The following is a 15,908-nucleotide window of genomic DNA, read 5'->3' as shown; positions in this document are numbered from 1 at the left end:
TTGCGATTAAATAAATAAAACCCGAGCATTTGCTCGGGTTTTTTGTTTCTTTGCATAAAATATAGAATATGAATTACCTATCGGTTGAAGGCATTGCAAAAGCTTACGGAGAAAAAGTATTATTTGAAGATATTTCTTTCGGAATCAATAAAGATCAAAAAATAGCTTTTGTTGCTAAAAACGGTAGTGGTAAAACCTCTATTTTAAATATTATAGCAGGAGTTGATGAATCTGATTCGGGGCAAGTGGTTAGTCGAAAAGACATTGATATAGCTTATTTATCGCAAGCGGATAACTTAAATCCAAACTTAACGATAGAAGAAACTATTTTTTCTACGGATAACAAAGTTTTATCAGTAATAAAGCAATACGAAAAAGCAGTAGAAAACCCTGATAATGCAGATGCATTTCAAGAAGCTTTCGAGTTAATGGAGCAATATAATGCGTGGGATTTTGAAACGCAATACACACAAATATTATCGAAGTTAAAGTTAGATAACTTACAGTTAAAAGTAGGGAAACTTTCTGGTGGGCAAAAAAAGCGTTTAGCCTTAGCTATCGTACTAATTAAAAAACCAGATCTATTAATTTTAGATGAACCTACTAACCATTTAGATTTAGAAATGATTGAATGGTTAGAAGTCTTTTTTGCCAAAGAAAAAATAACCTTATTTATGGTTACGCACGACCGTTATTTCTTAGAACGTGTGTGTAATGAGATTATCGAATTAGATGAAGGTAAATTATATAAATACAAAGGTAATTACTCATATTACCTTCAAAATAAAGAAGAACGTTTAGCACTGGAAGCTACCAATTTAGGAAAAGCTAAAAGTTTATTTAAAAAAGAATTAGATTGGATGCGTCGCCAACCAAAGGCACGTACAACAAAATCTAAATCTCGTATTGAAGATTTTAATCAAATTAAAGATAAAGCACACCAGCGACGTAACGAGCATGAAGTACAGTTAGAAATTAACATGGAGCGTTTAGGGAGCAAAATTTTGGAGCTTCATAAAATGAAAAAATCGTTTGATGATAAAGTAATTTTAGATGGCTTTGATTATGTTTTTAAACGTGGCGAACGTATTGGTATTATAGGTAAAAACGGTACAGGTAAATCTTCTTTTTTAAATATGTTAACTGGAGCTATCGAATTAGATGGCGGAAAAGTAACTGTAGGAGAAACTGTAAAGTTTGGATATTACACCCAAAACGGAATTGAAATAAAACCAGGGCAAAAAGTAATTGAAGTAGTTAAAGAATTCGGAGAATACATTCCGTTATCAAAAGGACGAAAAATATCTGCAAGTCAATTATTAGAGCGCTTTCTTTTTGATAAAAAAAAGCAATACGATTTTGTAGAAAAATTAAGTGGAGGAGAACAAAAACGTTTGTACTTATGTGCGGTTTTAATTCAGAATCCGAACTTTTTAATTTTAGATGAGCCTACCAACGATTTAGATGTTGTAACGCTAAATGTATTAGAGAATTTCTTATTAGATTATCCTGGTAACTTAATGGTGGTTTCTCACGACCGTTATTTTATGGATAAAATTGTAGATAACTTATTTGTATTTAGAGGAGAAGGAAAAATTGAAAATTTCCCTGGCAATTACTCTGATTTTAGAGCTTATGAAGACTCTAAGGTAACAGAAGCAAGAGAAGTAAAAAAAGAAGTTGTAAAGCCTGTTAAAACAGCTAAGAAAGTAGCTTTAAGTTTTGATGAGAAACGCGAATGGGGTTTACTCGAAAAAGATATCGAAAGGTTGCAAAAGAAGAAAGAAGTTATTGAAGGTAAATTTAATAACGCTGAATTTTTACCCGAGGAAATTAATGATAAATCAATAGAGCTTCAGCAAATATCAGATGATTTAGAAACTAAAGAAGAACGTTGGTTAGAGCTTTCTATGAAAATAGAAGGGGAATAGTATTGTTTTTTATAAGGTTGATTATAAAAACTAGATGTAATTTTAAACCTTAATAACAGCTGTTTCAGGGAGCATTGGTTTATTTTAATAGCACAATAAAAATTGTACATAACAATCTAGGTTTTTAGAATGTCAGTTCGAGTGATTTTTTGGCAAAAAATCGTATCGAGAATTCGTTATGTAGCTAAAGTCCTATTCTCGATACAAACTTTACTCATTTCAATCTTAAAATTCACTCGAATTGACAGCGTTTTATCAAAATAGATAATAAGAACTTAAACCTTAACAACAGCTTTTTCTGTGAGCATTGGTTTATTTAAAAATCGTAAAACTAATTGCGCTACAGCAACGGTATCACGTTCACAATACTGAATAATACGCGGTAAGTTTTTTTCTTTGTAATACACATTGGCTACTTCGCTACCATCAATATCTTGTTTTGGTGAAGGAATTCCTAAAATAGAGGTTAATAATTTTAAAGAAGTGTAGTGTTTGTAATCACCAAATTTCCATAATTCTAAAGTGTCTAAATGCGGAACCTCCCAAGGTTTTTTACCAAATAAATTTAGTTTTTTAGGCAAGTTAATTCGGTTGATAATCATTCGGCGTGCGATGTACGGAAAATCGAATTCCTTACCATTATGTGCGCATAATAAATGTTTATTTTGATTAAAATGTTTATCAAGCAATTCTTTAAAATCATTTAAAATAACGCCTTCATCATCCGAAGAAAAAGAAGTAATCCTAAATTGTTCTGTTCCATTATTTTCAACGAAATAACCGACAGAAATACAAATTATTTTTCCAAATTCAGCCCATATACCCGCACGATAATAAAAATCTTCAACATTAATTTCATCCTTCCGTTGATATTGTGTTTTTAAAGCATATAATTTTTGTTTTTCATCCGATAAATCAGAGAATAATTCTACTTCAGGAACCGTTTCAATATCTAAAAACAAGATATCCTGTAAGTTAATTTTATCTAGCATTTTTTATTTCTTTTTTTAAAGATACAAAACCTCCTTATAAAAGAAAAACTTGTAGTTGTTAGTTACATTAGTATTTAAGCAAAGGTTTATGAATGATTAAATGAATGTTAAGTTAAGTAGTAGTGTACAAGATTTATAATATTATAGTTACTTTTGGGTAACACAATATAAAATGACCTATGAATACGAATGATGTTAAAATTTTACTTGTTGATGATGAGCCTGATATTTTAGAAATAGTAGGATATAACTTAAAATCAGAAGGGTATCAAGTTTTTACAGCCAACAACGGTGCAGAAGGAGTTAAATTGGCAAAAAAAGTAAGTCCGCATTTAATTTTATTAGATATAATGATGCCTCAGATGGATGGTATTGAAGCGTGTCAAAAAATAAGAAGTATTAAATCTTTAGAGAATGTAATTATTTCTTTTTTAACAGCTCGTGGAGAAGATTACTCACAAATGGCAGGTTTTGATGCTGGCGCTGACGATTATATTACAAAACCTGTAAAACCAAAAATATTAGTAAGTAAAGTAAAATCTCTTTTAAGACGTTTAAAAACAGCAGATGAAAAAGATGCTACAACGAAAGTTGGCAACATTGTTATAAACAGAGATGAATATGTAGTTTTTCAAGGTGATAAAAAGATAGCTTTACCACGAAAAGAATTCGAATTATTATCATTATTAACATCAAAGCCAGGCAAAGTATTTAAAAGAGAAGTAATTTTAGATAGTGTTTGGGGAAATGAAGTTGTGGTAGGAGGAAGAACTATAGATGTTCACATTCGTAAACTTCGAGAAAAAATAGGAGATGATTTCTTTAAAACTGTTAAAGGAGTTGGGTATAAGTTTGTTTTAGAGGAAGAAAAATAATTAATAAACCAAAAAATTATATAGATTGCTTATCAAGCAATCTATTTTTTTATAATGAAGAAAATTAAAAAAACATACCGATATGCGCTCTGGTCAGCACTATATTCTACTTCAATTTCAGTAGTAATAGCATTATTATCTTACTTTCTTCTAATTAATTTATTAGGTATTGGAGCCGTTATTGTATTCGGAATTGTAATGTTTGTTATTTCATTTTTTATAATTCAGTACAGAGCCGAATATTTTATATATCAAAGAGTAAAAAAATTATATGAAAATATATCTATTCTTGATGTTAACGATTTAGAAAGAAAAAATGTAACAACAGATGTTGAAGCACTAACTAACAGTGTACAAAAATACGTTGAGGAAAGAAGTGAAGAAATAGCTGTATTAACCCAAAGAGATAGTTTTAGAAGAGATTTTTTAGGAAATGTAGCTCACGAGTTAAAAACACCACTTTTTACAGTACAAGGTTATATTTTAACGTTGATTGAGGGCGCAGCTGAAGATGAAGAAATACGTACAAAATATTTAAATAGAGCTAATAAAGGAGTAGAGCGATTAACCTCAATTATTAAAGATTTAGATATGATTGCTAAGTTAGAAACAGAGGGGATGAAAATGAATATAGAAGCCTTTAATATTTTAGAGCTTATTCAGAATGTTTTTGATCTTTTTGAAATGAAGGCAAAGAAGAGAAATATTACTTTAATGTTTGATAAACTATATGATTTTCCTCATTTTGTTAAAGGAGATGTAGAGCGTATAGAGCAGGTTTTAATTAATTTAGTAGTAAACTCTATAAAATATGGTAAAGTAGGTGGTGTTACAAAAATAAGTATTGAAAGCTATAACCCTAATAAATTTATCATTAAAATAATTGATGATGGAGAGGGAATTAAACAAGAGCATATTTCTCGTTTATTCGAACGTTTTTATAGAGTAGATCAAAGTCGTTCTCGTGAACAAGGTGGTTCAGGATTAGGTTTATCTATCGTAAAACATATTATCGAAGCACATCACGAAACTATTTTGCTAAAAAGTGATTACGGTAGAGGTTCTGAGTTTTCTTTTACTTTAGAAAAAGCAATATAAAAGAATTTTCACCTAATTATTAGTAGCTCTTTTAACCAAACAAATAGTAGTTTCTGTCAGGGACACAATATTTTAAGCAATCTGTACAAATGTTATGTATATAACTAGTTTTTCTGCTGATATTTGCAGTGTAACACACAAAGAAATTCATATTGATAATTGGGGGATTAATCAATAAATATAAAAAAAGCGTCACTTTTAAAGTGACGCTTTTTTAGATATATATGTTTTATTTTTACATTAAATCGAACCCGATATCTTTTCGGTAATTCATACCTTCAAAAGAAATTTTATCAATACTCTTATAAGACTTTTCTAACGCTTCTTTAATAGAATCTCCAAAAGAAGTAATTGCCATAACTCTTCCTCCGTTAGAAACTACTTTTCCAACTTTTTGGGTAGTTCCGGCATGAAAAACGATAGAATCATTTACCGATTCGAAACCAGTAATTTCTTTCCCTTTTTCATAAGCCTCAGGATAACCGCCAGCAACTAACATTACCGTTGTAGCTGTTTGAGAAGTAACTTCGTATGATTTTTCATGCAAAGTTTGATTTGCAACACCTTCAAATAAATCTAGCAAGTCAGATTTAATTCTAGGTAAAACAACCTCTGTTTCAGGATCTCCCATACGCACATTGTATTCTACTACAGATGGATTTCCGTTGTCGTTCATCAATCCTATAAAAATAAATCCGCGATAATCAATTCCGTCTTTTTGTAAGCCGTTTATAGTTGGTTTTACAACGAGTTCTTCTACTTTTTGTAAGAAATCATCTGTAGCAAATGGAACGGGAGAAATAGCGCCCATTCCGCCTGTATTTAAGCCAGTATCACCTTCACCAATACGTTTGTAGTCTTTTGCAGAGGGTAAAATTTTATAATTTTTTCCGTCAGTTAAAACAAAAACAGAGAGTTCTATTCCGTTTAAAAACTCCTCGATAACTACTGTAGACGAAGCTTCTCCAAATTTTTGATTCGAAAGCATTTCTTCTAATTCAGATTTTGCTTCTGCTAAATCAGTTAAAATTAAAACTCCCTTCCCTGCTGCCAATCCATCAGCTTTTAAAACGTATGGAGGTGCTAAAGTTTCTAAGAATTTTTTTCCTTGAGCTAAAGTTTCGGCTGTAAACGATTCGTACTTTGCAGTAGGAATGTTGTGTTTTATCATAAACTGCTTCGAAAAATCTTTACTTCCTTCTAATAAAGCCCCGTCTTTTTTAGGGCCAATTACAGGAATGTTTTTCAAGTCGTTATCTGCTAAGAAAAAATCGTGAATACCCGCAACTAAAGGAGCTTCAGGGCCTACAACTACCATCGTAATATTGTGTTTTAAAACAACTTCTTTTACTTTGTTAAAATCAGTAGGATTAATAGTAATATTTGTAGCTACTTTACTTGTACCTGCATTACCAGGTGCTACAAAAAGTTTTTTTGTTTTGTTACTTTCTGAAAGGCTTTTAGCAAATGCATGCTCTCTACCTCCAGATCCTAAAATTAAGATATTCATTGTTGTTGTGTTGTTGTGTTGTAATTGCAAATATAAAGTAAGAAAAAAGGCTATAGGCAAAACAACTCTCAAAAATCAGCTAAAAAACAAAAAAAGCCTTCTTTTTACTTAAAAGAAGGCTTTTTTTGTTTTTTAGCTGATTGTACTGTTACTAAAATATTTGCTCTAATATTTTTTGAGTAATCGCATAGGTTGGTGTTACTCCGCTCATTCCTAACCCTCCAGAAGCAAGTGTTGCACCTGTTTCTAAGGGGTTATCTGAAGCATAATATGCGTATCTTACTTTAATATCTTCTCGTACGTTTCCTCTAATTTTAGAAGCAGATTGAATTGCTTTTTGATAATGTGCGCCTTCCATTTCTAAACCAATAACATTCCAGGTAGAATCGTGGAAGAATTTAAGTAGGTCTTTATTTTGTAAAGAAGTTCCTAGTACACTCACCATTGCTCCGTCAAAAACCTGTACACCAAAGTCTTCTAAATCTTCTTTTGCTAATTCGTTTTTAAACGGATAATTATCAGCAGTACCTTCAAAAATATGTGAAGAAGGAATCATAATATCTCCTTTACCACCTTCTAAAATACCAGCTTTACCCATAATAGAAACCGAAAGAACATCTAAGTGAGTAGATGTGTTTCCTGATTTATATGGCTTCAATAATTCATCCATTGTTTCAAATGCTTGTTCTCCGAAAGCATAATCCATTACAATAATTACTGGTTTTTCGCCGACAGAATTTACTTTGTCGTATGAAGTTGTATCGAAATCGATTTTATCAGTATCAATAATCTGAACGTTGATATTGGTTCCTGAAGTATCTTTTAAATAGATTAATCCGTTTTCTGATGCGTAATTTTTAACAGCCTTTTGTAAAGGTTGGCTATTCGCATTACTTAATACTTCAAAAAGCTCAAAGCCTTTATGCTTTTTCGTTTCTTTTGGTAAGGCGTTTTGTGCGTAAATACTATTCATAACACTGTGCATATTGGCACTAATAATATGAATAGGACGTTCTAGTAAATTATTATCTAAAAGATTCTTTTTAATGTTGTTTGCCCAGATTTCACCATAAAAATGATGTCCGATTTCTTCAATTAAAACAGAACTAAATTTTACAGAGCGTTTTTGTTCTAAAAGCGCTTCGTTAATAGCTAGTTTACCTAACCAATAAATAAGGTGGAAAAAACGATTCGGATTTTCTTCAGTAGCAAACGTATTATAAGCATCGTAAACCTCGTCGTACGTTCTTCCTAAGATATTACCAAGGTGCACAACAATTACATCTTTTTCTTCGTCAGTAAGTGTTTTATTATACAAAACAACCTCTTCTAAATGCACCCATTCTCTAATAAAACCTTCGCCATTATCAATAACAACGCGATCTTTAATTTTATGAGATTCTATAAATAAGAAAGTAAGGTGTGTAAGAATATCGTAAATTTCAGAACGACCACGTGTAATTTCAATATTCATTTGATCTTTATCGATACGGTAACAATTTCTTCTTCTTTTAGGAGGAACAATTGTTTTAAATTTAGAGTTTCTATAACCTTCATCAGCTGTAAGGTAAATGAACTGGCACTCTTCAATTCCTTCTGGTAATCGCTCTATAATATACACTAAACCGTTTAATTCGGTTTTGTCTTCAGCAATCGATCCGTAAATTTCAGGTCTTAATTGTAATAATGATTTACGTAATGTTTCTCCAGAAATACCCATTGGTTTATAAAAACCACGACTAAATAAATGACGCATAGAAATATATAATTTTTCTATGGCATTGGTAGATTCTTGGGCTCTGGTACGTTCTTTATGATTGGGTTTTGACATATTTGTTTTTAAAGCACAAATATACAAAATATGTTGTGGATACTATTTGGTTAAAATAGTATTATATTTTTTTTGATTTTTAAGTAAATCTAATGCTTTACTTATCGTTTCATCATTTTTAAGTTGATGTTTAAAAACGCCTTCTTTGTAAGTATATCGCTCTATAATTTCGTTTTGTATCTCTTTTGATAAAACATCTTCGTTTAACGCTATTTTACTAACTTTTTCTTCTTTTAATTTTTGAGAAATAGCATTATATTCTGGTAAAATAGTAACGTTATTTTTTACTGAAAGATATGCTGTTTTAAATAATTGCTCTTCTTTAGTAACGAAAACGGTGTCTTTGTTTAATAAATACTCTTTAAAGTTATTGAAATCGGTAGTTTTAAAAAGATAATTTTCAGTATTTAAATTGGGATTTTCATTTGTAAAATCGGTAGCAAAATTAAAAATAGCTCTCGATTTTAATAATTTTTTTGTTGCTGTATTTTTTTTAGAAAAGTCCATTTTAATATCGGGAGTAACACCGCCACCTTCATAAACAGTTCTCCCATTTCTTGTGGTAAATAAATTTACTGCTCCGTCAGAAAACTTCGGTACTTTACCTGTTTTAGCATCGCGATTAGCATAATCTAATTCCTGAATGCAACGACCACTTGGTGTATAATATTTAGAAATAGTAGCCTTCATTTGCGTTCCGTAATTTAGCTTAAAATAACGTTGTACTAAGCCTTTACCAAAAGAACGTTCACCCATAATTACAGCGCGATCGTAATCTTGTAAAGCGCCAGAAACAATTTCTGAAGCAGATGCAGAACGCCCATTTATTAAAACAACGATAGGAATTTCAGTATCTAAAGGTTCTTGATTTGTTTTATAAGTTCTACTATTTTTTTTAATTTTTCCTCGAGTATCAACTACTTTTAATCCTTTTGGGATAAATAAATTAGTAATATTTACAGCATCGAATAAAGAGCCACCTGGGTTACTACGTAAATCGAAAACTAATTTTTTCATTCCCTTTTCTTTTAATTCGCTAAAAGCTTTAGAAACCTGTTGTGTTGCTTTCTGGCTTGTAAATCGTGTTAAAATAATGTATCCGGTTTCGGCATCAATCATATCGTAAAAAGGCACCGGATTTACAATAACTTTATCTAGCTTTAAGCTGATTTTTTTAACAATATTGTTTCTAAGAATAATTAAAGAAAGTTCTTTATTAGGGGTTCCTTTTATCATTTGAGAATATTGACTTTTCTCTAACTCAACCAATTTTTGATCATTTACAGTGGTAATAATATCACCGGCTTTTAAACCTGCTTTATCCGCAGAAAAACCTTTGTAAACCTCGGCAATAACAATTCCTTTTTTTGTATAAAAAGTAGTAATTCCGATGCCACCATATTCCCCTTCACGGCGAATTCGTGCATCTTCCACTTCTTGTTCGTCGTAAAAATTAGTGTAAGGATCTAAACTTTTTAAAGTATTTTTTATGGCTTTATTAGTCAACTCACCAGGGTTAATTTCATCAATATAATTAATGTTTAACTCCTTAAATAAGTTGTTGTAAATCTCTATTTGCTTCGCTATTTCAAAAAAACGAGATTGAAATGAGAATAACAATGAAATGATAATAAGAGCGCTAAAAAAAAGTACTTTTCTATTTTTCATCCTTGGTAGTTTCTGCAACAAAAAGTGTTAATAATTTCTGCATTTTACGTTCTATATCAGCATACGTCCATTCATCTCTTGCAATATAAGAAATCATAAATACATGAGGTTGATTTACAGCGTCATAAATAGTATGTTTTTCTTTTCGGTAGGTTTCTCGCAATAATCGTTTTATGCGGTTTCGATCCACAGCACTTTTAAAATTTCTTTTAGGAACAGAAACCCCTACCTGAACAGGAAATTTAGAAGTATGTTCAGTTTGTATATATACCATTCGTAGTGGAAAAACCTTTATAGACTTCCCTTCTTCATATAGCTTTTCTATTAGCTTTTTGCTCTTTAATCGTTCTTGTTGTCCTAGCGTAAATCTCATCTATTACAAACATACATAAATCGATACTAAAAACCATTTTTTTGAGTATTTTTGAATCAATACTTTTAAATAAAACTACTGTAATTAATTTTCGATCCATCGATATTTACTCGCATTAGTAATTAACTTTAACACAAACCTATGAAAGCCGATTTATTTCAAGCACCAGATTATTATCAAACTGATGATTTGTTAACCGATGAACACAAACTTGTTAGAGATACTGCTCGTGAATGGGTAAAGAAAAATTTATCTCCAATAATAGAGGATGCAGCGCAAGAAGCAAAGTTTCCAATACAATTATTAGAAGGTTTAGCTGAAGTTGGTGCTTTTGGGTCTTACATTCCAACGGAATATGGTGGCGCAGGATTAGATCAAATTTCTTACGGATTAATAATGCAAGAGTTAGAGCGCGGCGATAGTGGTATTCGTTCAACAGCGTCGGTACAATCGTCGTTAGTAATGGGTCCAATTTATAATTACGGAAACGAAGCACAGCGAAAAAAATATCTACCAAAATTAGCTTCTGGTGAATGGATGGGTAGTTTTGGTTTAACAGAGCCAAACCATGGAAGTAATCCGGCAGCAATGGAAACTAAGTTTAAAGACATGGGAGATCATTATTTACTTAATGGTGCAAAAATGTGGATTTCTAACGCGCCAATTTGTGATGTTGCCGTGGTTTGGGCAAAGAATGAAGAAGGACGCATTCATGGTTTACTTGTTGAAAGAGGTATGGAAGGTTTTTCTACACCCGAAACACACAATAAATGGTCATTAAGAGCTTCAATTACAGGAGAACTTATTTTTGATAATGTAAAAATTCCTAAAGAAAACCTACTACCTAATAAATCTGGATTAGGAGCACCTTTGTTGTGTTTAGATGCTGCTCGTTATGGAATTGCTTGGGGAGCAATAGGTGCCGCAATGGATTGTTATGATACTGCTTTGCGTTATGCAAAAGAACGCACACAATTTGGTAAGCCTATTGGGCAATTTCAGTTGCAACAGAAGAAATTAGCAGAAATGATTACCGAAATTACAAAGGCACAACTTTTAACTTGGCGATTAGGTGTTTTAAAAAATGAAGGACGCGCAACGTCGGCTCAAATATCTATGGCAAAACGTAATAATGTTGATATGGCTATAAAGATAGCAAGAGAAGCAAGACAAATTTTAGGAGCTATGGGAATATCAGGAGAGTATTCTATTATGAGGCATTCTATGAATTTAGAAAGCGTAATTACCTATGAAGGAACACATGATGTTCATTTATTAATTACTGGCTTAGATATTACAGGTTTAAATGCGTTTAAATAAAAAAAGAAATGTTCTAATTACTAATTCTCCCCAGAATATAACCAGAACACCTCTCTTTAAATTAACTATTATAAAATAAGAAGAAGTACCCTAAAAGTTTAACCACCAACATATAAATAGAGCACTCCTTCTAATAATTAACTATTATAATTATTGCTACAAAAAATTATTCTTTTTTCTTACCACTGCTTATAAGTATTAAAAGAGTTATAACTAAACCTAGGCAAACAAGACCAAAAATGGCAATCATAAAGGTGCCGTTTGTCCAAGAAACTAAAGGGGTATTAACTAATTGTATCATAGTTATTTATATTTATTTCAAAAATAAAGATAAGATTAACTGTAAAATATGATTTTTATCAGGTTTTAGAAATAGTTGATTAGAAAATAGTTTTATTTCTAATGATGATTTATGAAGTTTTAAAGAAAAAAATGTAATTATATTGTTTCTAATTTAATCAGTCAAAAATATTATTTAGATCGGTTGTTGCTATTTTCTTTTTTACCATTATAAATTAGCTCAGCAGTTTCTTTATCTTCTTCTTTTGTAGTTGTTTCAATTATATTGTTAATGACAGAAGAACTGATGTTAAAAACACAACAAATAGGAAAGTGATCAGAACCTATATACCCTAAAAGGCGTAATTCTTTTATAATAATAGAAGTGCTGTGAAAAACTAAATCTAAAGGAGCTCTAAAAAACCAATATTTAGCATGATAAGAAGCAAGAATACCTCTACCATTTCTACCATCAATTAAGCCACTATTTTTACGAAACAAATCGGCAATTCTAGACCAAGAAACAGTATTAAAATCACCAACAACAAGCGTTGGTTTTTTAATTTCTTTAACTCGTTTTGCAATACACATTAAATCGCCATCACGTTCTTTAGAAGTTTCTTCTTCGGTTGGACTCGGCGGCGGTGGATGCACACAAAAAACAACAAAACCTTCTCCATTTTTTGTTTTAAAATGAGCCTCAATACTCGGAATGTCATTTGCAATAAAATAGTGTGTCTTTATTTCTTGAAAAGGAATTTTTGCATAAAAATGCATTCCGTAGGTGTTTTCTAGCGTTATTTTTTCGGTATAAGGATAATCGCTTTCTAGGCTACGCATTTCAAGTTCCCAATCTTTATTACTTTCGATGGTAACAAAAAAATCAGGTTTTTCAATTCGGATAAATTCTTTAAACTTTTTAAACTGAGTATTAAACTGATAAATATTAGCAGAAATTACTTTAAAGCTTTGTGAATCAGTCATGATTTTCTTTTCGCGTTTATAAAACTTAGTAAAACGAGCTAAAAGATAGATGTTGTAAATAATTAAAATAATTTGAAATATTAAAATTAACCAAAACCAATTGTTTCTATCAGAAAAAATAAAAAGACCAATACTTACAATTATTTGAAGAATTAATAGTTGTATTTTAATAAATTCAGTAACACGAAAAACCCAATGCTGATTTTTTACAAACGGCAATAGGTTTAAAAAAATAAGAACTAGTGATAAGATTAGAAAAAACACATCCATTTCTAAAAATTTATGCAAAGTTACCATAAACATGGGCCAATACAATAGTTAAATCATAATTAGGATTATTCTTTAAATTTAGTATCTAATCCGTCAATACTAGTTTGGTTTTTATCTTCCCAGTATTGCTCAATACCACTTTCTCCTATGTCATCTGCCCAATCTAACAGTTCGTTGCGTTCTTCTTTGTATTCGTAAAAAGGGATTGACATGCCGCATGAATTTTGTGCACTTTCAATAGTTACATCAAATATTTGTCGAGTTCCTGATAGTTTAGGAAATTGACTAATTAATTCATTCCAGTCACTATCATTTGGCAATACTTCTTTTGCTTTTCCATACAAACGTAAAATGTTTGGAGCGCCTTCAAAAGCACAAAACATAATAGTAATTCTTCCGTTCTCTAATAAATGAGCTGAGGTTTCATTTCCGCTTCCCGTAACACTTAGCCAAGCAACGCGATTTTCGTTTAATACCCGAAAAGAATCCATTCCTTTAGGAGAGAGGTTTATGCGTCCGTCTTTAGCAGCAGTTGCTACAAAAAAAACTTTTTGTGCTTCAATAAATTTTTGAATTCTAGAAGTAATTTTATTGTAAAATTTAGCCATAATTTTTTATTATTCTTCCCAGTCTTTAGTACGTTCAACAGCTTTTTGCCATTTTGCATATAATTTTTCTCTTTTTTCTGAAGGAAAAGTAGGAGCGAAGGTGTTGTTAATTTTTCGCCTATTTAAAATATCCTCTTGTTTCCATAAACCAACAGAAATACCAGCTAAATAAGCGGCTCCCATAATGGTGGTTTCAATAATTGCTGGTCGTTCAACTTTTGTGTTTAAAATATCTGCTTGAAACTGCATTAAGTAATCATTAGCGCAAGCACCGCCATCAACTTTTAAAGAAGTTAATTCAACTTCACTATCTTTTTGCATTACCTCTAAAATATCTTTAGTTTGGTAGGCAAGAGATTCTAAAGTAGCTTTTACTAAATGGTTTTTACCTGTGTCTCTGGTTAATCCGAAGATAGCACCACGTGCATACATATCCCAATATGGGGCACCTAAACCAGCAAAAGCAGGAACGACATATACAGGGTTTTCTCCTTTAATCTCTTTGGCTAAAGCTTCACTTTCTTCGGCATTGCTAATAATTTGTAATCCGTCACGTAACCACTGAATTGCTGAGCCTGCAACAAACACACTTCCTTCAAGAGCATAGTATATTTTATTATCAATTCCCCAAGCAATGGTTGTTAACAATCCGTTTTTAGAATATTCAAGGTTTTCACCAGTATTCATCAACATAAAACAGCCGGTACCGTAAGTGTTTTTAGCTTCACCTTTACTAAAACATGCTTGTCCGAAAAGTGCAGCTTGTTGGTCACCAGCAATTCCTGCAATCGGAATTTGATATCCATCTAATTCATAGTTTCCAAAATGATGTGAAGAGGGTTTTACTTCAGGTAACATTTTGATAGGAATATTGAGTTTTTTTAATAATTTTTCATCCCAACATAAATTTTTAATATCATACAGCATGGTGCGAGAAGCATTACTGTAATCTGTAGCATGAACTTTACCGTTGGTTAAATTCCAAAGTAACCAAGTATCAATAGTTCCGAATAATAAATTTCCTTTATCGCCTTCTAATTTAGCATCTTTAACGTTATTTAAAATCCAATTTATTTTAGTGGCAGAAAAATAACTATCTATTACTAAGCCCGTAGTTTTACGTACATAGTTTTCTAAGTCTTTTTTCTTTAATTGCTCGCAAATATTAGCAGTTCGTTTGTCTTGCCAAACAATAGCATTGTATATAGGTTTACCTGTTTTTTTGTTCCAAACAACAGTCGTTTCTCTTTGGTTGGTTATACCAATACCTACAATTTCAGAAGGAAGAATTTTAGCTTGTTTAATCGCTTTTTTAAATGTTGATAATTGAGTTTCTAAAATCTCTTCAGCATTGTGTTCTACCCAGCCAGAATGTGGGAAAATTTGTTTAAATTCTTGCTGATTCATTGCAATTATTTCTCCAGACTCGTTAATAATTACCGAACGAGAGCTCGTTGTACCTTGATCTAACGCAACAATGTATTTTGCCATTTAAATTGTAATGAGTAGTTAAAGGAAGCAATTTACAATTTAAAATTTGGCAAATAAAAAACCTTCTTGATAATTTTATCAAGAAGGTTTTTATCCCATTTTTAATTGCTACTAATGTTTTAAAGCATACCCAGCACCTTTACCTAGTTCAGATAAAGTTGATAAAAAGTCGTTTAAAATCACTGTAGTTTTTTTAAGTAAAAAAATCCCCATTTTTTTAAGTTATTAATTAATACCCCTTAAGTTTTGTTCAAAAGAACATTACAAATGTATAGTGGCTATTTTATTTTAGAAAGGGATTACCGTAAGAAAAAATGTGGTTTTCCGAATAAGTAGTTGTTTTTTAGTTGTTTATGAAAAAAACCTTCTAGAGTTTTCTAGAAGGTTTAGTTTATCCCTTAAATACCATCTTTCGTTATATCCCCATATTCACGAAATCTGATATGACAAATATATAGTGCTTTTTTTATTCTATAAAAGGGATTACCGCAATAAAAAATGTGTATTACCGCAATGCTATTTTTGTTACTTATTAAAAATAAAAACACCTATCAATAGCAGTGATAGGTGTTTTTTACAAATTGTTTCTTTTTCAGAATCTTCCCATAGAATATTAAATTCTACAGCAAATATATATTGCTTATTTTGCTTTGTGTAGGGGATTACCGCAGTAAAAAG

At 31.1% G+C, this 15,908-nt stretch carries 12 protein-coding genes; 4 read left to right on the top strand and 8 right to left on the bottom strand.

Translation table 11 applies throughout. The features are described 5' to 3' along the window. The first annotated feature begins 68 nt into the window (after nt 1-68). Entirely contained in the window at nt 69-1,931 is a 1,863-nt protein-coding gene (locus RRF68_RS09060; protein ID WP_315944142.1) for an ABC-F family ATP-binding cassette domain-containing protein, read from the top strand. Nucleotides 1,932-2,206: 275 nt separating this feature from the next. Here the strand turns inward: RRF68_RS09060 and RRF68_RS09055 are convergent, their stop codons facing one another. Further along, on the bottom strand, nt 2,207-2,923 hold the full coding sequence (locus tag RRF68_RS09055) for a 3'-5' exonuclease (protein ID WP_315944141.1): 717 nt from the start codon (nt 2,921-2,923) through the stop codon (nt 2,207-2,209). Between the two features lie 179 nt (nt 2,924-3,102). Between RRF68_RS09055 and RRF68_RS09050 the strand changes: the two genes are divergently transcribed. Both RRF68_RS09050 and RRF68_RS09045 read left to right on the top strand, forming a co-directional pair. Continuing rightward, nucleotides 3,103-3,798 carry a response regulator transcription factor gene (locus RRF68_RS09050; RefSeq protein ID WP_218771806.1) on the top strand — a complete coding sequence of 232 codons (696 nt, stop codon included), beginning with the start codon at nt 3,103-3,105 and terminating at the stop codon, nt 3,796-3,798. A 54-nt stretch (nt 3,799-3,852) separates the two neighbouring features. Beyond that, complete coding sequence (locus tag RRF68_RS09045; RefSeq protein WP_315944140.1) at nt 3,853-4,896, top strand: sensor histidine kinase; 1,044 nt, start codon at nt 3,853-3,855, stop codon at nt 4,894-4,896. Nucleotides 4,897-5,131: 235 nt separating this feature from the next. Here RRF68_RS09045 and purD read toward each other — a convergent pair whose 3' ends face one another. The 4 genes from purD to rnpA form a co-directional block, all read right to left on the bottom strand. Next, nucleotides 5,132-6,406, bottom strand: a complete 1,275-nt coding sequence (gene purD / locus RRF68_RS09040) for a phosphoribosylamine--glycine ligase (RefSeq protein WP_315944139.1) — start codon at nt 6,404-6,406, stop codon at nt 5,132-5,134. Between the two features lie 151 nt (nt 6,407-6,557). Continuing rightward, nucleotides 6,558-8,237 carry a DUF6909 family protein gene (locus RRF68_RS09035; RefSeq protein WP_315944138.1) on the bottom strand — a complete coding sequence of 560 codons (1,680 nt, stop codon included), beginning with the start codon at nt 8,235-8,237 and terminating at the stop codon, nt 6,558-6,560. 42 nt (nt 8,238-8,279) lie between these two features. Beyond that, nucleotides 8,280-9,905 (bottom strand): S41 family peptidase, encoded by a 1,626-nt coding sequence (locus RRF68_RS09030; protein WP_315944137.1) that lies wholly within the window; start codon nt 9,903-9,905, stop codon nt 8,280-8,282. Then, a complete protein-coding gene (gene rnpA / locus RRF68_RS09025; RefSeq protein ID WP_275315107.1) occupies nt 9,895-10,278 on the bottom strand; it encodes a ribonuclease P protein component in 384 nt (127 codons plus the stop codon). Before rnpA ends, RRF68_RS09030 begins: the two co-directional genes overlap by 11 nt. Nucleotides 10,279-10,419: 141 nt before the next feature. On the opposite strand from rnpA, the gene RRF68_RS09020 reads away from it, so the two are divergent. Next, nucleotides 10,420-11,598, top strand: a complete 1,179-nt coding sequence (locus tag RRF68_RS09020; protein WP_315944136.1) for an acyl-CoA dehydrogenase family protein — start codon at nt 10,420-10,422, stop codon at nt 11,596-11,598. Nucleotides 11,599-12,069: 471 nt separating this feature from the next. Here the strand turns inward: RRF68_RS09020 and RRF68_RS09015 are convergent, their stop codons facing one another. The 3 genes from RRF68_RS09015 to glpK all read right to left on the bottom strand — a co-directional run bounded on the left by RRF68_RS09015 (nt 12,070) and on the right by glpK (nt 15,230). Next, nucleotides 12,070-13,080 carry an endonuclease/exonuclease/phosphatase family protein gene (locus RRF68_RS09015; protein ID WP_315944135.1) on the bottom strand — a complete coding sequence of 337 codons (1,011 nt, stop codon included), beginning with the start codon at nt 13,078-13,080 and terminating at the stop codon, nt 12,070-12,072. Nucleotides 13,081-13,196: 116 nt separating this feature from the next. Beyond that, on the bottom strand, nt 13,197-13,739 hold the full coding sequence (locus tag RRF68_RS09010) for a pyridoxamine 5'-phosphate oxidase family protein (RefSeq protein ID WP_275315104.1): 543 nt from the start codon (nt 13,737-13,739) through the stop codon (nt 13,197-13,199). A gap of 9 nt (nt 13,740-13,748) precedes the next feature. After that, the gene (glpK, locus tag RRF68_RS09005) at nt 13,749-15,230 is read right to left on the bottom strand and encodes a glycerol kinase GlpK (RefSeq protein WP_315944134.1); all 1,482 of its coding nucleotides are present in this window, start codon (nt 15,228-15,230) and stop codon (nt 13,749-13,751) included. Nucleotides 15,231-15,908: the final 678 nt, after the last annotated feature.

The organism is Tenacibaculum sp. HL-MS23, assembly GCF_032463465.1.
GTDB lineage: Bacteria > Bacteroidota > Bacteroidia > Flavobacteriales > Flavobacteriaceae > Polaribacter > Polaribacter bernardetii.
The sequence above is the reverse complement of the archived record's forward strand: the minus strand, read 5'-3'. Positions and strand labels throughout refer to the sequence as shown.